The sequence below is a fragment of the Pseudomonas sp. NBRC 111132 genome (assembly GCF_001320565.1).
Classification (GTDB): Bacteria; Pseudomonadota; Gammaproteobacteria; order Pseudomonadales; family Pseudomonadaceae; genus Aquipseudomonas; species Aquipseudomonas putida_P.
On the sequence record NZ_BCBI01000003.1, the window covers coordinates 45,388 to 64,360 of the forward strand.

Genomic DNA, 18,973 nt, shown 5'->3' on the forward strand with positions numbered 1-18,973 from the left:
GCGGGGATTCCGTCCCCGCAGGCGCGCTTGCTGCATCACGGTCTAGAAGACAAGTCTACTGGTGGCTGACCCAATACACGGCAGTGACCACCACCAAAACGATCAGGCAGAGGATCGCCCAGGCATCGACGCTGCTGTCAGCTTTGCGGACCTTGGTTGAGTTTCCCATTGCATTGCCTCTTGTAGTGGTTATGGGAATGCACTTCACCACCAGCAGTTAAGACGAGCAATGCCCTTCACTCAAGCAGGGTCTTTCAATATTCGACCGGTGACGTAAGAAATGGGTAGCGGTAGCCCGGCGGCCGCCCTTCAGCGCTGTACCGCTGGAAATCGACGCCGTAATCGTCCCGTTCCAGCAGTTTCAGCCAGCGCTTGGCTTTGGCCTGATCGATCGCCTGCAATACCGGGGCACTGTGCTCGCGCAGCCCGTCGCGGTTCAACGCCAGCCCTTGGGCGTCATCGTGCAGCATAACCATCGCCCAACCGCCCAGGGTGAAATGCCCACCCATCAGCACGCTCAGGCGCCCATCGATACGCGCCCGCAAGGCCTCGGGCGAACTGTTGACGGCGCCGAACAGCACGTCGCGCCCCGGTGTGTGTCCAGCTTCCTCGAACGCCTGCATGGCACCAAAGGCCATCTCGTCATTGGCCGACCACACCAGCCGGGTGGCCGGGTAGCGCTCCAGCAACTGCTGGGCCTGTTCATAGGCGCGCTGGCGGTTCCAACCGCCGTACACCACCTGACGCAGGCGCACCTGGGGGAAGTCGGCCAGCGCACGGCGCATGCCCTCCTCACGCAACTGCGAGGCCGGGGTGGTCTTGACCCCGGCAAAGGCCACCAGGTCCACCGGAAAGCTGTCGCGAGGCAACTGTGCGACCATCTGGTGCAGCATTTGGAAGCCCGCCTGCTCGTCGTTACTCATCAAGGTCCCCAGAGGCTCGGCGTACTTGTCGGGCTGGGCCTCGATGCTGCGGACCTGGCTGGCGGTCAGGCCATTGTTGACCAGCAGCAGCTTCACACCCGTGCCACGTGACAGGCGCAGGATTTCCGGTGCCACGTACTGCTCGTTGACCAGCACCAGGTAGTCCGGCCGCTGCGCCCCACCCAGAATTGCCCGGGCCTGGCTCAGCGCCAGGTCGGCGCGGCGCTCGCTGTACTCCACCCGCAGGGTCATGCCCAGCTCATCCGCGGCGGCCTGCATGAAGCGGGTATAGCTGGTCCAGAACGTCTCGGTGGACAGCCCAGGGTTGAGGAACACCACCGAAGCCGGCTGCGCACTTGCCGCCAGTGGCAGGGCAAGACACAAGCTTTGGCACAGGGCCTTGAGCATGGGGTCACATCTCTGCGAAGCAAACGCCGGATTATAAACGCCTGGCTACGCTCAGCGCACAAATGGCAGTCAGTCTCACATAGTCCATTTGGTTCTTTTCATATGCAAAAACATCACTTTAGCGCATAACTGCAACCTGATATCGTTCCCCGGCTCCGTACCGGAGTGCGCGGCCGTGCGCGCGAATAGCTGCATGCCTGAGACAGGACTTTTATGTACGTATACGACGAGTACGATCAGCGGATCATCGAGGACCGCGTCAAGCAGTTCCGTGATCAGACCCGCCGCTACCTGGCCGGTGAGCTGAGCGAAGAAGAATTCCGCCCTCTGCGCCTGCAGAACGGCCTTTATATCCAACGTTTCGCGCCGATGCTGCGTGTCGCCGTGCCGTACGGCCAGCTGAACGCCACCCAGGTCCGCACCCTGGCCAAGATCGCTCGCGACTACGACAAGGGCTATGCCCACATTTCCACCCGCCAGAACGTGCAGTACAACTGGCCGGCGCTGGAAGACATCCCGGACATCCTCGCCGAGCTGGCCACCGTGCAGATGCACGCGATCCAGACCAGCGGCAACTGCCTGCGTAACACCACCACCGACCAGTTCGCCGGTGTGGCCGCAGACGAAATCATCGACCCGCGCCCATGGTGCGAAATCGTCCGCCAGTGGACCACCTTCCACCCGGAATTCGCCTACCTGCCGCGCAAGTTCAAGATCGCCATCAACGGCTCGCAGGAAGACCGCGCCGCCATCGAAGTGCACGACATCGGCCTGGAGCCTGTGCGCAACGCTGCCGGCGAGCTGGGCTTCCGTGTGCTGGTCGGCGGTGGCCTGGGCCGTACCCCAGTGGTGGGCTCGTTCATCAACGAGTTCCTGCCGTGGCAGGACCTGATCAGCTACCTGGACGCCATCCTGCGCGTGTACAACCGTTACGGGCGCCGTGACAACAAGTACAAGGCGCGGATCAAGATCCTGGTCAAGGCCCTTACGCCGGAAGTGTTCGCCGAAAAGGTCGAGGCCGAAATGGTCCACCTGCGTGGCGGCAGCACCACCTTGACCGAAGATGAAGTGCAGCGTGTGTCGCGCCATTTCGTCGACCCGCAGTACCTGGCCCTCGACAATGTCGACTACGCCGCCCAGGACGCCGAATACCCAGGTTTCGCCCGCTGGCGCTCGCGCAACACCCGCGCCCACAAGCGCCCTGGCTATGTGGCCGTGACCCTGTCGCTCAAGCCCACCGGCGTTGCCCCTGGCGACCTGACCGACAAGCAGCTGGACGCCGTGGCCGACCTGGCCGAGCGCTACAGCTTCGGCTTCCTGCGTACCTCGCACGAGCAGAACATCATCCTCGCCGACGTCGAGCAGCGCCAGTTGCACGCGCTGTGGCTGGAGCTGCGCGAGGGCGGCTTCGCTACCCCGAACATCGGCCTGCTGACCGACATCATCTGCTGCCCAGGCGGTGACTACTGCTCGCTGGCCAACGCCAAGTCGATCCCGATCGCCGAATCCATCCAGCGCCGCTTCGACGACCTGGACTACTTGTTCGACATCGGCGAAATCGACCTGAACATCTCCGGCTGCATGAACGCCTGCGGCCACCACCACGTGGGCCACATCGGCATCCTCGGTGTGGACAAGAAGGGTGAGGAGTTCTACCAGGTGTCGCTGGGCGGCAATGCCGCGCGTGGCGCGAGCCTGGGCAAGATCCTCGGCCCGTCCTTCGCCCAGGATGCCATGGCCGATGTGATCGAGAAGCTGATCGCCGTGTACGTCGAACAACGTACCGAGGAAGAGCGTTTCATCGACACCTACCAGCGTATTGGCATCGACCCCTTCAAGGAACGCGTCTATGCAGCGAATCATTAAGAACAACCAGATCGTCGACGAAACCTGGCACCTGCTGCCCAAGGAAACGTCCTTTGACGAGCTGACCAACTGCGACGACTACATCGTCCCGCTGCAGATGTGGCGCGACCATGCCCACGTGCTCAAGGCCCGCGATGGCGGGCTGGGTGTGTGGCTGGACAGCGACCAGGAAGCGGAAGAGATCGGCGAAGACGTGCAGCACTTCCAGGTCATCGCCCTGAACTTCCCGGCATTCACCGACGGGCGCAGCTACTCCAATGCGCGCCTGCTGCGCGACCGCTACAAGTTCAAGGGCGAGCTGCGCGCCATCGGCGATGTGCTGCGTGACCAGCTGTTCTTCATGGCCCGTTGCGGCTTCGATGCGTTCGCCATCCGTGCCGACAAGGACCCGGAAGACGCGCTGCAAAGCCTGAAAGACTTCTCGGTGACCTACCAGGCCGCCACTGACGAGCCGCTGCCGCTGTTCCGCCGCCGCTGATCGTCCAGCCCCAGCGAACAGCCCGCCTTTCAGCGGGCTGTTTCGTTCATAGGCCCTGGCGCTCAATGGCCTCGCGGCTCAACTCAAGAAAAAGCTGGCGTTGCGCTGCCTCACGCTCTGCACTGATCTGCTCGGTTTGCATGAGGTAGTCATGATCGCTTAGCGCTTCCGATTGCTCGAGCAATGTATCCAGCCGCTGCTGGAACGGCTCGTTCATGCGGCTGAAACGCGCCGATTGGTGACTGCTTAAGTAATCTTGCCAAAAGGATCGATCGGCAAGCGCTTGAGCCAAGGATTGTGGCGTCTCCTCCCGCAGTACCTCGCTGCGGGCCGACTCCAGGTCTTTATGGCTAACCCCGCTTACACTCTCGTACGCCATATGTTCAGGCTGCGCCGGGAGGTCGAGGCTTTCAGCCAGTTTGACACGATAGGCCAGGTAAACTTCGACGGGATCGTCCGAGTAATAGTGGGCGATATGCCGTGCCGCTATCGCGTTTACCTTGTCCAGACGAGACAACGAACGCCCCAGCATCACCAGCGCCCGCTCCCTTTGCAAACCACTACTGGCCGATGCAGCCCTGGAGGCCATCGCGCCAACCTCCAGCTCGCTCAGCGTCAGCAGCAACTCGTCACTGCAACTGCGCGGCCGGCTAGCTTGCTCGAAAAGGCTGGCACGCACTTCGGCGTGCTGCTCGCACGCTTCGAGGATATGCCACACGCGCGCTTGAAGGTCACGGGGGCGTGCGTGGTATTCACGCAAATCCTGCAAATCAGCGATAAATTGGAACAGATCACTCGCCCCGTCCTCTTGGCGCAACAGGTTCCAACGCGCCAATCGAACTTCGCGTTGTGCCGCAGTAAACCCTGACAACCATGGGGTTGCGTCGCTGGCGTCAATCGATAGGTGAGTCGCTTGCCTACGCTCAGATGCCCCCGCTGCGGCCCTGGCCAATTGCAAGCGTTGGAGGGTTTCATCCGAGAGTGGATTGTCGTGCAGCTCCAGCCCCCCTAGCAAACGTAGCGGCAACATGGACAGCGCTTCAGGCAACGTCTGGATCTGGTTGCCACGCATGTCCAGCAACTCCAGATTTCCGTGCCTGGCCAATTCAGCTGGCAAGTTGCCCAGCCCTGTGTTGCGCAAGGACAAACGGCGCAGCAAGGGGAATGATGTCAAGGGTGGCAGCAGGCCCACAGGGTTGCCGTTGAGCTCCAGACGGCGCAGCCCCACAAGCTGGCTCAAGCGAAGATTATCGTCGCTGGAAAGAACGATCCGATTGCCACCAAGGCGTAGGTTCCTCAATTCGGCCAGTTGCTCGATACCTGCAGGAAGGCGTGTAAGCTGGTTGCCACGCAAATCCAGGTTACGCACCTTGCTAAAGCGAGCAAGGAAACCCGCGTCAAGGGCCGCCATCCGCATATCACGTAGGGTCAGGTGCGTGATATGGTCAAAAGCCACGTTCTCGGGCAAGGACGGCAAGTCACCCACTCTGTCACCCGCGATCGTCAGGTGATAATCACCCGTCAACTCCCCAGGGTTCATGCGCTGCCAACTCGCCATAATGCGCCTGGCAACCTTGATGCGACGCAACCGGCGAATAATGTTCAGCCCCGTTTCATTCCGCCAGCTTTGCAATGCCTGCTTGAGACTAAACTTGGCCCGTAACAGCTGGCTGACATGGTTCCACGGGTCAATCCCCCGTTGAGCCAGGTCTTGCAGATACGCCTCCAATTGTTCGTTGCTCATCAGCGGGTACACGTGATTCAACGTGCGCTTTAGTGCCTGGCGCGTCCCCGACAGGTGGCCGCTGAGCGGATAGCCCAAACGCCCATCGTATAAACGCACAGGAGGGCGTATACCCTGCCCCACCTGGGCCAGCCCAATCAAACGGGCCGCCGCTTCACGGTCAGCAAGCGCTTCACGCCCAAGCCGCTCGCCCAGCGCGCTTTCCGTCATTTGGCTACCGCCGAGCAGTTGTAGCTGGCGGCTGTCCAGCTGCCGCATTAACGCTTGCAATAACCCACCCTGGTCAGCGGTAGGCAGTTCAACCTCGACCCCAGCCGGCCAGGGTGCGATGGCATCGATCAGCCCCCGCGCGAGCCTTGCGCTGTCGTCATTTGCGGCAGAGGCCTGGCGCAAACCTGCGCAGGCACGGTCTATCCGGCTGTCGCGCACCGCCCAGCGCGCCCGCTCCGCCAAAGCCAACGGTACCCGCCCTGCGCTGGTCAGGCTTTCCAGTTCGTCGCTATTTGCCCCTTCAACGATTTCCCATGCGCAGCGGTGGGAAAGGCTTGGGAAGTTCCGCATCAATAGGTGGTCCGCTGCCTGCGGATTGACCTGCCGCTCATTGAACAATTCCTCGAAAGCACCGCCCCGTAATGCCGGGTAATCATGGTGCAATTGCTGACGTTCAAGGGCGTCGAGCAAGCGTGCCGGGGGTGGCGCATTTTCCAGTAACAAACGGCGCAGGCAATCTGCATCGAAACCGGTGACCTGTAGCGCAACAGACGCCGCCTCGTCGGACACTTGGGCCGTGCGGCTGGCAAGGCGGCGCACCATGTAAGCGGCGTCCTGCCAGCACTGCGGCTGCTCAAACTCATGCACCCATCCTCCGGCACCATTGTGTTCAAGGGCTGGTACATAGGCCCCCGGCCGCGTGGGGTGATGAATACGCAATGTGCCATCGCTGTGTTCGCTTACCTCATAGGTAGCATCGTGCAGGCGCCTCAGCGTTCGGCCATTTTCAGTGGCCGCCTGCCCAACGATCAAATTGACGCCATCATGCTGATACGCCGACAGCGCTGGATCGCACAAGCGTAACTGGCCATCCTCCAAACTCACCGGCACCATGGCATCTACGCGTGCCACTCGCTGGGCCAGCTTGCCGAGTGCCGCCGTGCCGGCGGCCGTCACCGCCCCCAGCGCCACCGTCTCGGCCACGTTGAACAGGTGCCCCAATGCGGCGTTGCGGTCGCCCAGTTGCCAATCCTGGTAGCCTTCGTACACCTCGTCCGCCAATTGCACTGCCGTCAGCCCAAGCAAGGCCTGACCCAACACCGGCACGAACAGCGCGGCCAGGCCTGCAATGCTAAGCCCCAAGTTCAGATAACCTTGTAAGCGTGCGTGGCGGTCGGCGATATCCTCATCCTCTGTCGACACCGCCAAAACCCGAGCGTCATCCAGTATTTTGTGGAGACGGGCTTTGCGCAGTGCGACGAACACGCCCCCCTCGACCACAAAGCAGCGGCCATCCAGCTCAAGCGGTGAACCTGTATCGTCTTGCGTGAGCTGCAAGTTCAGGGCCGTATGGAAGGCGACCCGATCACGCTCTGCGATAAAACGCTGGAAGTACTTGCGATACGCTTCGCTGCGCAAACGTACGCCAAGCGCCGTGTACAGCAGCTCCCAGGTTGCATACCCGCTCACCGGGGCATAGGGGTCCTCGGGAAACCACGCGATAACCCCTAGTAGTTCAGCGTGCTGACGCACTTCGATCACAAGTGCACCAATGACCTGCTTGCCCAGCAGCCTCAAGGTATGGCACTTCAACACAGTATTGTCGGCGGGCGACAAAGGTGCTGCGTTCACAATGCGAGCAATACGTTGATACGTCTGCTCGTCGATCTCACCCTTGGTCCTGGCGAGGATGGCCGCAGCGTCCAGGTTGGCGCTTGACGCCTCCTCCATGACTTCGGTGATCACCTCGCCTTCAAGGTGCAATTTCAAGTGGTTTTGATACTGCCGCCCGATATCGAGCCGTCGGCAGAGCTCGACGAATGCCTTCACGCTCAGCGGTAGCACCTGCCCACTCGCATCGACCAACTGTGACCCTGTAGCGAACCAGCCAGGCTGCGTTTCATTTTCGTGAAAGTTATGCAGCGCCGCTGAAAGAAGCACCTGGGTGCTGACAATTTGCGACCAATACAGTGGCAAGGAGGGCGCTATCGGCGGGTTCAGTCGCCGGGTCACCAGGGTGACCTGGGCCAAGCGCAGGTCTAGCTGCGTGATCGAGTGCTCCGCGAGCGCGCTTGCAAGCAACGACTCGGCAAAGGTTTCCAGGGGGCTGATGGCTTGCAGCCGGGCGTTGAGGGCGTCCTGGGCTTTTTGTTGACGCAGCAACGCCACACGCAATAAAGCCAGGTGTTCGGCTGAAGCACCTTTGAGCCAACCTGGCAGTCGGCTGGCAATCAGCGCATCGATGGAGTCAGCAGGTATTACAGAAGTAGCCATCGGCAGTGTGTCCGCTTGATAAAAGCGGTAGCTGACCAAGTTATCGACCTGTTCAGGCCATACTTATGTAATGGAGACACAGCTTGACGGGCGATTCGTGCCTCCCGATCAAATGACTTTGACGCAGCGGCCGCTTATTCACTGCCTGCCAAACCTGCACACTGGCCATCACACGAACTTCCCCAACTTTCCAGGAGTAACCCCATGAGCGTTCCTTCATTCGGCCTCGGTACCTTCCGCCTGACCGGCCAAGCCGTCATCGATTCGGTCAAATCGGCACTGGCGCTGGGCTACCGCGTCATCGACACCGCACAGATCTACAAGAACGAAGCCGATGTTGGCCAGGCTATCGCCGAAAGCGGTGTACCGCGCAGCGAGCTGTTCATCACCACCAAGATCTGGGTCGACAACTATGCCGCCGACAAGCTGATACCCAGCCTGCGCGAAAGCCTGGAAAAACTGCGCACCGACTACGTCGACCTGCTGCTGATCCACTGGCCAGCGCCGGGCAACGGCGTTGAACTTACCGAATACATGACGGCCTTGGCCGACGCCAAGAAACTAGGCCTGACCCGCCAGATCGGTGTCTCCAACTTCAACATCGAACTCACCCGCCAGGCGATTGAAGTAGTCGGCAAAGGCGAAATCGCCACCAACCAGATCGAACTCAGCCCATACCTGCAGAACAGAAAGCTGACCGCGTTCCTGAAGGAACAGGGCATCACCGTGACCTCTTACATGACCCTGGCCTACGGCAAAGTGCTGAAAGACCCGGCCCTGGCCGAGATCGCCGCCAAGCACAAAGCCACCGTCGCCCAAGTAGCCCTCGCCTGGGCACTGCAACTGGGCTACGCCGTGATCCCATCGTCGACCAAGCGTGAGAACCTGGCCAGCAACCTGCTAGCCCGCGACCTGAAGCTGGACGCCGACGACATGGCACGAATCGCCACCCTCGAGCGTAATGGACGCGAAGTCAGCCCTGACGGACTGGCGCCGATCTGGGACTGACAACAGCACGGGGGCGAGCACCGCGCGGGTGCTCGCCCTGTGGGTTTTGCGCTGATCAGTTGCTGGCAGTGGCTGGCCAGTCAAAAACGCACCCCCACATTGACCATCCCCGCCGCTGCCCCCAGCACCACGAATTCCGCCCCCAGCGGCCCCCAGTGCACGCCAAACGACGGAATGATCACCGGCGCAATACCAAAATGGTTCAACGGGATCTTGTCGTCGTACTCACCCTTGTAGCCTTCTATCAGCCCCCCGCTCAACTTCACGTACACGGGATAACGGTCGTTTTCCCAGACCTTGCCCAGGTAGGCATAGTACGAACGCTGGTAGAACGAGTTCTTGAACGTTGCCGCGCCCCACAGCAAACCGTCCGTATAGACTCGTTCGATGCCGACCAGCTCCTGGTGGTTGTTGTGATCCGGGTCATGGCTCCAGTGCTTGGTGTAGGCGCTGGTCTGCACGTACCAGTAATCTCCTTCACGCTCGCCATCCTCGGCGTTTGCAGCCAGACTCATGATCAGCAGCCCTACCGCTGCAAATGACGTCCTGTTCATGTTCAACGCCTCATGGGTCAATCCAAAGACCCTAGCCAAGCCCAAACCATCACGCCAATGCAATGGCTTCGGGAAAGAACTGTGCACCTAAATCACCGTTGCACCTGGCGAAATTATGAAGTCCCCAGCCCAGGCATTCTCGCCACGGCGTTGAACCACTACGCTCCTACGTGCCCCTTCAACCCTTGGGAGTTACCCTGATGCCCCGCCCCCCCGTTCCCCCCTTCACCCAGGAAAGTGCCATCGAAAAGGTTCGCCTTGCCGAAGATGGCTGGAATGGCCGCGACCCAGCCAAGGTCGCGCTCGCCTACACCCCCGACACGGTCTGGCGTAATCGCGTCGAGTTCCCCCGTGGCCGTGCCGAGGTCCAGGCGTTTCTGACCCGCAAGTGGAACCATGAACTGGAATACCGCCTGATCAAGGAACTGTGGGCATTCACCGGCAACCGCATTGCCGTGCGCTATGCCTACGAGTACCACGACGATAGCGGCCAGTGGTTCCGCGCGTATGGCAACGAAAACTGGGAGTTTGCCGACGACGGCCTGATGTGCAACCGCCATTCGAGCATCAACGAGCACCCCATCAGCGAAGCCGAGCGCAAGTTCCACTGGCCATTGGGGCGGCGCCCGGATGACCACCCCGGGCTGAGCGAACTGGGCCTCTGATCACCCCAGCGGCAGTGTGACCTTGGCTTGCAGACCGCCATCGGGGCGGTTGCTCAATGTCAGGCTGCCGCCTTGCTCCAGCACGATGGCCCGTGCTGCGGGCAGGCCCAGCCCCACACCGCCAGTGTCGCGGTTGCGTGAGCCTTCGATCCGGTAAAACGGCGCGAATACCTGCTCATGCAGTTCGGGCGCGATGCCCGGTCCGCGATCCTGCACGGTTATTTCTATCTGCCTGGCGGTTACCATCAACATCACCGTTGGCTCGCACCCGTACTTCGCGGCATTGTCGATCAGGTTGACCAGCACCCGTTTGATACCCACCGGCCTGCCGGTGTACACACAGCGGCGTGGCCCGCTGAGGCCAACTTCTACGCCCGCATCCTTGAAATCATCCACCACGGTCAACAGCAGTTCGCCTAGGTCGAATGCCGTGGTGGGCTCCAGCCGAGCGTCATCACGGAAGAACGCCAATGCGGCGTCGACCATTGCCTGCATTTCATCGACGTCCTTGAACAACTTGGCCTGCAGTTGGGCATCCTCGATGAACTCGGCACGCAAACGCATGCGCGTCAGCGGTGCACGCAGGTCGTGAGAGATGGCCGCCAGCATCTGGGTACGGTCGTTGAGGTAATGCCTGAGCTGCGCCTGGGTGGCATTGAACGCCAGAATGGCCTGGCGCAGGTCGTGCGGGCCGACCACCGGGATGGGTGGGGCGTTGAAGTCCTTGCCAAACCTGCGCGCCCCTTCGGTAAAGCGCTCCAGGGGTTTGGCCAGAAAGCGCGTTGCCAAGAACGCGACGGCAAAACTGGACGCCAGCATCAAGCCGAGGATGATCAGGTTGCGCGGCAGTTCATCCAGGCCCCAACTTCGGCTGGTAGCGCGAAACAGCACCCAGGACTTGTCGCTCAACTCGACCATCAGGGCATAGCCACGCTCAGGGGCGTATTCCGGCATGTCGGAAGGCTCGAATGCCTCAACCCTGGCATCCGGCCGCTTGAGCAAGGCGCGCAGAATAGGCGTGCCCTCGCGGAACTCGGCATCGACCAACACCGGGACGCCCGCTTCGTCATGGCGTTGCAGCCAGCGCACGGAGTAAGAACCGTCGCCCGCCGCGCTGGCAATATTGCTGCGCTGCGCTGCGGGCGCGGCATCGAGGATGCGAGTCACCGCTGCTACTTTCTCGATCACGCCACTCTCCAGCAGTGGCGGTTGCGCCCACACGCTCAGCAGCAGGCTGAACAGCATCTTGAGTAGCAGCAGGAACAACATCGCCGTCAAGGTGGTCAGGGCAATCCAGCGGGCAATGGTGATTCTTGGCTGCGGCACAGCCTGGCGCAGCCGGGCGAACAGGCTCATCGCCTGGCGACCACGGGTGTGAACAGGTAGCCGACGTTGCGCAGGGTGCGGATCAACGGCTCATTGCCGCTGTCGGTTTCAAGCTTGCGGCGCAACCGGCTCACTTGCACGTCAACGCTGCGGTCATAGGCGTCGTAGGCTTCGCCACGGGCCAGGTCCAGCAACTGCTGGCGGCTGAGCACCCGGCGCGGATGTTCGGCAAACACCAGCAACAGCTCGAATTCACCGTTGGACAAGGGAATCATGACGTTTTCCGGCGAGCGCAGCTCGCGCCGCACCACATCCAGTTGCCAGCCGGCAAATTCGAGGGCCGAGGCATGGCTGGTTGCACCTCCCGCCCCCTCGCCGGCCCTGCGCAGCACTGCCCTCACCCGTGCCAGCAGTTCACGGGCGGCAAACGGTTTGGTCAGGTAGTCGTCCGCCCCCAGCTCCAGGCCCACCACCCGGTCACTCAGCTCACCCATGGCGGTCAGCATGATCACCGCCACCTTGTAATCGGCCAGCAGCCGCTGGCACAGCACCAGGCCACTGTCACCAGGCAACATCACATCGAGGATGACCAGGTCCGGCACGCGCCGCTCAAGCGCCTGCCAGAGCGCATTGCCATCACAGGCCACATCTACCTCGTAGCCATGCTGGCGAAGAAACTTCTGTAACAGGTCGAGCACCTCGACATCATCGTCGACTATCAGCAAATGGCTCACAAAAAAGCACCGCAAACAAAGTAACCAAGCGGTACTTTACGGCCATCGCCACGCGGCCGTCATATATTTCAACCCTGTAACAATGTGTCCGAGCAGAGACAATCCAGACATTCCCAGGCAAGAAAAACCGGGCAGCATCGCCGCCAGTTCTTGCCAGGAATGCACCTATGTCCCGTTCATCCTCCACCTCCCGCTCCGCGCGCTCTGCCGCGCTGGCATTGTCGCTGCTCATGGCCGCAGGCTGCAGCCAGCGCGCCCCGGCCAGCATGGCCTGCGGCCCTGTTGCCTATCAGGTCAGTGACCCGGCGGAGCCCGCAAACCGTGTGGTGTTTGCCTTCAATCGCACGGTCGATGACTACCTACTGACCCCTGTCGCCCGGGGCTACTCTGCGCTGCCAGATTTTGCCCAGCAGGGCGTGCACAACTTTGCCAGTAACTTCGGGGAGCCCAAGGTGTTCGCCAACGACCTGCTGCAAGGCAATGGCGAACGGGCAATGACCAGCCTTACCCGCTTCATCTTCAACACCACGCTCGGTGTGGCGGGGTTGGTCGATGTGTCCGGCAAGATGGGGCTGAGCCAACACCGCTCGGACTTCGGCCAGACCTTCGGCGTTTGGGGCATCGGCAATGGCCCCATCGTCGAGCTGCCGCTGCTGGGCTCGCACAATCTGCGTGACGCCACCGGCACGGTCTTGAGCATGGCGGTGGACCCGTTCGGCGATCACAGCGATACAGTCGATACACTCACTACCGTGGCCACTGCCGGGCACGTCGTGGACGGCCGCGCTGCCGCGCTACCGGTGACCGACTTGCTGCACACCTGGCCCGATTACTACCTGGCAATGCGCGATTACACCGCGCAACAGCGCAGTAACCTGGTGGCGCAAGGCAAGGCAGGCGAACCTGGTACGTGGCAAGCCAAGTGCCCGCAGGTACCCGGCCATGAATGATGCCCACGCCGCCATGCTGCTGTTCCGGCGCCTGGAGGGTGCCGCCCGGCAACCGCTGTTGCTGCACGAACTGGAGGCCCGGGTGTCTGCCGATGGCCGCAATCTGGTCCTCAGCCGCTATCGCGAACGCTATACCGCCGAGGGTGAGCCCTACCGGCACGAGGCTCACCGCAGCGTACCGATCGCTGCGTTGCTGCGCTGGATGGCAAGGCACGAACGGTAAAAAGGCCTTACGGGCACGGATGCCGCACGGATGCCCGAAACGCGGCAGTGGCTGCCTGTTCGGCGTGAGACAGGCAACCCAGGCACTGGCTAACCTGCGGCGGCAATGCCTTGCTCCCTTGCCACAGAAGAACCTTGCCCATGACAACCTCTACCGCCTCCATGGCCACCGCCACGCCTGCCGACCAGCCTCAGGGCTTCGCGGTCCGTATCGTCGGTGCCGCCGCATTCGCCCACTTGCTCAACGACTTGATCCAGGCCGTACTGCCGTCGATCTACCCGATGCTGAAAAGCGATTTCGCGCTGAGCTTCGCCCAGATCGGCTGGATCGCCTTGATCTACCAGGTGACCGCCTCGCTGCTGCAACCTTGGGTCGGCATGTTCACCGACAAGCACCCACAACCCTACCTGCTGCCGGCCGGCATGTTGGTGACACTGGTGGGCATCGCCCTGCTCGCCTTTGCCGGCAGCTATGAAATGCTGCTGGTGGCGGCCGCCGTGGTCGGCGTGGGCTCGGCGACCTTCCACCCCGAAGCCTCGAGGGTGGCCAGGATGGCCTCCGGCGGGCGCTTCGGCACCGCGCAATCCGCCTTTCAGGTCGGCGGCAATACCGGCTCGGCCCTCGGCCCGCTGCTCACCGCCGCCGTCGTCATTCCGCACGGCCAGCCAGCCATTGCCTGGTTCATGCTCGCAGCCGCGCTGGCGGTAATGGTGCTGCTGCGGGTGACCGGCTGGAGCGTGCGTCACGGCCAGGCCCGGCTCAAGACCTTCGCCAGCCAGCAGGCGCCCGGGTTGTCGCGCAACGCCATGTGGCGCGCGGTGGTGGTGATCGCCGTGCTGATGTTCGCCAAGTTCGTCTACATCGCTTCGTTCACCAACTTCTTCACCTTCTACCTCATCGAGCATTTCGGCCTGAGCGTGCAACACAGCCAGCTGTACCTGTTCGTGTTCCTCGCAGCCGTGGCGCTGGGCACCTTTGCCGGCGGCCCGGTGGGTGACCGTATCGGGCGCAAGGCAGTGATCTGGGTCTCGTTCCTCGGCGTGGCGCCCTTCGCACTCGCCCTGCCCCATGCCAACCTGGCCTGGACAGCGGTACTGGCAGTGGCCATCGGTCTGGTGATGTCCTCGGCTTTCGCAGCGCTGGTGGTGTATGCCCAGGAGGCAGTGCCAGGCCGGGTCGGCATGGTCTCGGGAGTGATGTTCGGGCTGATGTTCGGCATCAGCGGTATCGGTGCCGCCGGCCTCGGCGAGCTGGCCGACCGGTATGGCATCGAGTGGGTGTACCAGGCCATCGCCTTCCTGCCGCTGCTGGGGCTGGCCACCGCACTGCTGCCGGCTACCCGCTCACAAGCCCGGCCCAGCCGTTGCTGCTAAAGTGGCGCTGCCAGGCTGCATCTAGACGAGGACACGATGGTAAAGCCGCAGCGTGAATTGCTGGTGGAGGTCGATGGGTGGACCTGGGAAGTGGGTAGCCGCGCGACGGACTACCCGAGCGACTGGTTCATCGAGCCCCATCACCATGCCAAGCATCAACTGATCTATGCCATCAAAGGCCTGATGATCGTCGAGTCCGGCAACGAATGCTGGACTGTGCCGCCCAGCCGCGGTGTATGGATGCCTTGCGGCCAGGTGCACGCCATCCGCTGTGTCGGTGATGTGAAAATGCGCAGCGTGTTCGTGCGCACCGACGCGGCGGCGGGCCTGCCCCTGCAGAGCAAGGCCATCAGCATTTCGCCGCTGCTCAGTGAGCTGATCAAGGCCTCGGTGGGCTTTACCGCGCCGTTTGCCGAGGACTCGCGCGAAGCCCGGGTGATGCGCCTGATCCTCGACGAAATCTGCGTACTGCCCACCTTGCCGCTGAAGCTGTCGCAGCCCAGCGACAAACGCTTGCGGGTGATCTGCTCGGCGTTGCATGAACGGCCCGACGATAATGCCACCGTAGCCGACTGGGGCCTGTATCTGGGGGTGGACGAAAAGACCATCCAACGGTTATTCCGCAAGGAAACCGGCATGACCTTCGGCCAGTGGCGCCAACAGGCGCGACTGATGCAGGCGCTGGAACGGATTGCCCTGGGCGAGCGGATCATCGATGTGGCGGGCGCACTGGGGTATGACAGCCCCAGTGCCTTTGCCAGCATGTTCAAGCGCCAGTTCGGCACTACGCCGAGCCAGTTCTTCAAATAGCCTGCAGGCTATAAAGCCATCCTCAGTCAACAGCCTGGGGCTCGAACACAGTCACCGCCCGCGCATCCACCGGTTTGGGCAGCAGCCCTTCACGGTAGAAGGCATCGGCAATACGCTGCTGCTCACCCAGGTTGTCCAGTTGCACCGGCTGCACGTCATAGCTGCGCCGGCCATTGGCCTGCTGCACCGTGGCGCTGTCCAGGTTGCCCCACAACGGTCCCAGCACCCGGGCCGCCGCTGCAGGGTTGGCCTTGGTCCAGGTACCGATCTCGCGCAGCGCCTGATACACCTGCTGAAGCACTTCAGGGTGCGCCGTGGCGTAGTCGCTGCCGGCCAGATAGTAACGCTGGTAACTCGCCAGCTCGCTGCCATCGGCCAGAATGCGTGCATTCTGCTGACGCTGGGCACTGGCCACGTAAGGGTCCCAGGTGACCCAGGCATCAACCTTGCCATTCTCGAAGGCCGCGCGGCCATCGGCAGGGATCAGGTACGCCGGGGTGATGTCCTTGAAACTCAAGCCGGCCTTGGCCAGGGCCTGGATCAACAGGTAGTGGCTACCCGCCGCCTTGGTCACCGCCACGCGCTTGCCCTTGAGATCGGCCAGTGTCCTGAGCGGCGAGTCGGCCGGAACCAGGATGGCCTGGGCCGAAGGGGACGGTGCCTCACGGGCAAAATAGGTGAGCTTGGCGCCGGCTGCCTGGGTGAACACCGGCACTGTATCGGCCACGTCCGCCGACAGGTCGACATTGCCCAGGTTCAGTGCCTCCAGCAACGGCAAACCACTGGGGAACTCGTGCCAGCTGACGCGAATGCCTTCGGCTTGCAGGCGCTGCTCCAGCGTGCCGCGTGCCTTGAGCAAGGTCAGCAGGGTGGAGGATTTCTGGTAACCGATGCGCAGGGTCTGCTCGGCGCTGGCAAGCGACGGCAGCAGGCCACCGAGCAGCAGGCCCAGGGCCAGGTGGCGCAGGCGTTTGCGGTGCAGCATGGGGTGTCTCCAGGTCAATGTTGGGCCAGTGAGTCAGTGGCGGGCACGGTAAAGCCAGTGGCGAAGGTCGGGCCAACGTCCAGGCGCTGATTCATAAGGCCGTGGGCGTGGTAGAAGTCGGCGGTTTCCTGTTGTTCACTGATGGTCTTGGCGTCGATGACCTGCCAGTGCAACTGACGGCGTTCAAACTGCAGCCGCGCGGCGCCCTCCGGGAAACCAATGATCGCCGCCAGGGTTTTCGAGTAGCTGTCCAGGTGTTGGTAGGCCCACACCTGGGCACCCGCCAGGCGGGCCAGGTAGTCCTGCAGTGCAGCGTGCCGAGCCGGGTCGTCCAGCGCCTTGTCGGTAGCGGCCAGGAAACTGTTGCCGCTGGACAGCCCACGGCCGTTGACCAGCACCCTGCCCTGGCCGCTCAGCTCGGCCAGAGCGGTGTAAGGCTCCCAGGTTGACCAGGCATCCACCGAGCCGTTGGCCAGGGCGATCTTGGCGTCGACCGGGCCGAGAAAGCGGAACTCCACGTCTTTTTCGCTAAGGCCGACCTGATCCAGTGCCTTCAGCGCCAGGTGATGGCCAATAGAGCCGCGGCCGGTGGCGATGCGCTTGCCCTTGAGCTCGGCGGCGCTTTGCAAGGCTGCATCGGGGCGCACCAGCAGCGCTGTGCCGTAGGGGTCGGACTTGTCCACGGCAATGGCCTTGACCGGCGCCCCGGAGGCCAGCACGAACAGCAATGGTGCGTCACCGATGATGCCGGCATCGATCGCCCCGGCGTTCAGTGCCTCGGCCAGGGGGGCGGCTGCGGGGAATTCGGCCCAACGGATATCGTAAGGCAAGTCGCGCAAGGCATCGGCCGCCTCCAGCTGGGCACGCATGTTTCCTTTCTGGTCGCCGATGCGCAGGGTCAGGCGTTCGCTGGCGAAAGCCTGGGTGGTCAGCAGCGTAGCGGCTGCGAACAGCAGCAGGCGAGATCGAATGGACATCCGCAGTTCCTTGCAGGTAAGAGAACGCTGAATGTAACGGGCAAAATCAGATAAATGAAATTGATTTTAGAGCTAAGCTAATATGCAAAAAATATAGATACTTATCTGACCAACGCTGGCCGCGGCAGCTCGATCACAGCCTGCCCGACAAAAGCGCGCACGAACTTGTCCCGTCACATTCCGATACCGCCATGTCATGCAAACAGACGCAACAACCCTGCCAAGCCGTGTACAGTACCCTTACAACAATACCCGCAAAGGAGCCCGGCACATGACCGTGACGCTGTCCCCCCTGCAGATCGACTGCGACTTCGATTCCGGCAACATCCAGGTGCTGGATGCCAGCAACCCGGCCCAGGTACACCTGGCCATCCGCCCGGACACCCACAGCGGCCACTACCAATGGTTCCATTTCAAGGTCAGCGGGCTCACCCCGGGGCAGGTGCATCGCTTCAGCCTCGACAACGCGTCTGGCTCCTCGTACAAGAACGCGTGGAGCGGCTACAACGCGGTGGCCAGCTACGACCAGCAGAGCTGGTTCCGCGTGCCCAGCCAGTTCGACGGTACGGCGCTGTCGTTCGAGGTAAAGGCTGAACAGGAACATATCTGGTTCGCCTACTTCGAGCCCTTCTCTCGCGCCCGACACAACCAGCTGATCGAACGTGCACGGCAACTGCCGGGGGTCGAGTTGCTGGCCAGCGGCCGCAGTGTCCAAGGCCGCGATATCCCGCTGCTGCGTGCCGGTGACGGTGCAGATGGCAAGCGCAAGCTGTGGCTGATTGCCCAGCAACACCCAGGCGAGCACATGGCCGAATGGTTCATGGAAGGCGTGATCGACCGCCTGCAGGCCAACGATGCAGTGGTTAAGCAATTGCTGGCCAAGGCTGACCTTTACCTGATCCCCAACATGAACCCCGACGGCGCCTTCCTCGGCCACCTGCGTACCAACTTCAAGGGCAAGGACCTCAACCGCGCCTGGCAGGACGCCAGCATCGAACTGAGCCCAGAGGTGTTCTTTGCTCAGGCGCAGATGAAGCAGTACGGCGTGGACGCGTTCATCGACGTGCATGGTGACGAAGAGATTCCGCACGTGTTCACCGCCGCGTGCGAGGGCAACCCAGGCTACACCCCGCGACTGGAAAAACTCGAAGCGCAGTTTCGCAATACCTTGTGCAGCGTGACCCGCGACTTTCAGACCGTGCACGGCTATACCCGCGACGAGCCTGGCCAGGCGAATACGACGCTGGCCTGCAATGCCGTGGGCATGGCACATGACTGCCTGTCGCTAACGCTGGAGATGCCATTCAAGGACCATGACGACGCGCCCGATGCGGTAACCGGCTGGTCGGGGGCACGCTCGAAGGCCCTGGCCGGGGCGGTGCTGGAGACCCTGGCAAAAATGGTGGGCGATTTGCGCTGAGCCAAGGCTGACGCGGCCCTACAGGGGCCGTGTCAGCGGCAGGCA

16 protein-coding genes are annotated in these 18,973 nt (G+C 62.3%); 9 read left to right on the forward strand and 7 right to left on the reverse strand.

The window, feature by feature from the left end:
* Positions 1-254: 254 nt before the first annotated feature.
* On the reverse strand, positions 255-1,331 hold the full coding sequence (locus APH35_RS02270) for an ABC transporter substrate-binding protein (RefSeq protein ID WP_060514138.1): 1,077 nt from the start codon (positions 1,329-1,331) through the stop codon (positions 255-257).
* 213 nt (positions 1,332-1,544) lie between these two features.
* Here APH35_RS02270 and APH35_RS02275 point away from each other — a divergent pair, with 213 nt between their 5' ends.
* Both APH35_RS02275 and APH35_RS02280 read left to right on the forward strand, forming a co-directional pair.
* Entirely contained in the window at positions 1,545-3,197 is a 1,653-nt protein-coding gene (locus tag APH35_RS02275; protein WP_012271634.1) for a nitrite/sulfite reductase, read from the forward strand.
* Entirely contained in the window at positions 3,181-3,675 is a 495-nt protein-coding gene (locus tag APH35_RS02280; protein WP_012271633.1) for a DUF934 domain-containing protein, read from the forward strand. Before APH35_RS02275 ends, APH35_RS02280 begins: the two co-directional genes overlap by 17 nt.
* Before the next feature lie 46 nt (positions 3,676-3,721).
* Here the strand turns inward: APH35_RS02280 and APH35_RS02285 are convergent, their stop codons facing one another.
* Positions 3,722-7,903 (reverse strand): NEL-type E3 ubiquitin ligase domain-containing protein, encoded by a 4,182-nt coding sequence (locus APH35_RS02285; RefSeq protein WP_060514166.1) that lies wholly within the window; start codon positions 7,901-7,903, stop codon positions 3,722-3,724.
* Between the two features lie 204 nt (positions 7,904-8,107).
* Between APH35_RS02285 and dkgB the strand changes: the two genes are divergently transcribed.
* Positions 8,108-8,911, forward strand: a complete 804-nt coding sequence (gene dkgB, locus APH35_RS02290; RefSeq protein ID WP_060492828.1) for a 2,5-didehydrogluconate reductase DkgB — start codon at positions 8,108-8,110, stop codon at positions 8,909-8,911.
* Positions 8,912-8,991: 80 nt separating this feature from the next.
* On the opposite strand, the gene APH35_RS02295 is transcribed toward dkgB, so the two are convergent.
* Positions 8,992-9,465: a hypothetical protein gene (locus APH35_RS02295; RefSeq protein ID WP_060514139.1), complete on the reverse strand. Its 474-nt coding sequence runs from the start codon at positions 9,463-9,465 to the stop codon at positions 8,992-8,994.
* Between the two features lie 200 nt (positions 9,466-9,665).
* Between APH35_RS02295 and APH35_RS02300 the strand changes: the two genes are divergently transcribed.
* Positions 9,666-10,130, forward strand: a complete 465-nt coding sequence (locus APH35_RS02300) for a nuclear transport factor 2 family protein (protein ID WP_012271629.1) — start codon at positions 9,666-9,668, stop codon at positions 10,128-10,130.
* Here the strand turns inward: APH35_RS02300 and APH35_RS02305 are convergent, their stop codons facing one another.
* Positions 10,131-11,486: an ATP-binding protein gene (locus APH35_RS02305; protein ID WP_060514140.1), complete on the reverse strand. Its 1,356-nt coding sequence runs from the start codon at positions 11,484-11,486 to the stop codon at positions 10,131-10,133. It abuts the gene before it with no gap.
* Complete coding sequence (locus APH35_RS02310; protein WP_041166455.1) at positions 11,483-12,190, reverse strand: response regulator; 708 nt, start codon at positions 12,188-12,190, stop codon at positions 11,483-11,485. Before APH35_RS02310 ends, APH35_RS02305 begins: the two co-directional genes overlap by 4 nt.
* A 167-nt stretch (positions 12,191-12,357) precedes the next feature.
* On the opposite strand from APH35_RS02310, the gene APH35_RS02315 reads away from it, so the two are divergent.
* The 4 genes from APH35_RS02315 (at position 12,358) to APH35_RS02330 (ending at position 15,546) form a co-directional block, all read left to right on the forward strand.
* Positions 12,358-13,140: an MlaA family lipoprotein gene (locus APH35_RS02315; protein WP_060514141.1), complete on the forward strand. Its 783-nt coding sequence runs from the start codon at positions 12,358-12,360 to the stop codon at positions 13,138-13,140.
* Entirely contained in the window at positions 13,133-13,363 is a 231-nt protein-coding gene (locus tag APH35_RS02320) for a hypothetical protein (protein ID WP_012271625.1), read from the forward strand. Before APH35_RS02315 ends, APH35_RS02320 begins: the two co-directional genes overlap by 8 nt.
* 140 nt (positions 13,364-13,503) lie before the next feature.
* On the forward strand, positions 13,504-14,736 hold the full coding sequence (locus tag APH35_RS02325) for an MFS transporter (RefSeq protein ID WP_012271624.1): 1,233 nt from the start codon (positions 13,504-13,506) through the stop codon (positions 14,734-14,736).
* Positions 14,737-14,772: 36 nt separating this feature from the next.
* Positions 14,773-15,546 carry an AraC family transcriptional regulator gene (locus APH35_RS02330; RefSeq protein WP_012271623.1) on the forward strand — a complete coding sequence of 258 codons (774 nt, stop codon included), beginning with the start codon at positions 14,773-14,775 and terminating at the stop codon, positions 15,544-15,546.
* A gap of 22 nt (positions 15,547-15,568) precedes the next feature.
* Here APH35_RS02330 and APH35_RS02335 read toward each other — a convergent pair whose 3' ends face one another.
* Positions 15,569-16,531, reverse strand: coding sequence for an aliphatic sulfonate ABC transporter substrate-binding protein (locus APH35_RS02335; RefSeq protein ID WP_012271622.1), 963 nt, complete (start codon positions 16,529-16,531; stop codon positions 15,569-15,571).
* A 14-nt stretch (positions 16,532-16,545) separates the two neighbouring features.
* Positions 16,546-17,502, reverse strand: coding sequence for an ABC transporter substrate-binding protein (locus APH35_RS02340; protein ID WP_370739332.1), 957 nt, complete (start codon positions 17,500-17,502; stop codon positions 16,546-16,548).
* A 277-nt stretch (positions 17,503-17,779) separates the two neighbouring features.
* On the opposite strand from APH35_RS02340, the gene APH35_RS02345 reads away from it, so the two are divergent.
* Positions 17,780-18,928, forward strand: a complete 1,149-nt coding sequence (locus tag APH35_RS02345) for a M14 family metallopeptidase (RefSeq protein WP_060514142.1) — start codon at positions 17,780-17,782, stop codon at positions 18,926-18,928.
* The last annotated feature ends 45 nt before the right edge of the window (positions 18,929-18,973 follow it).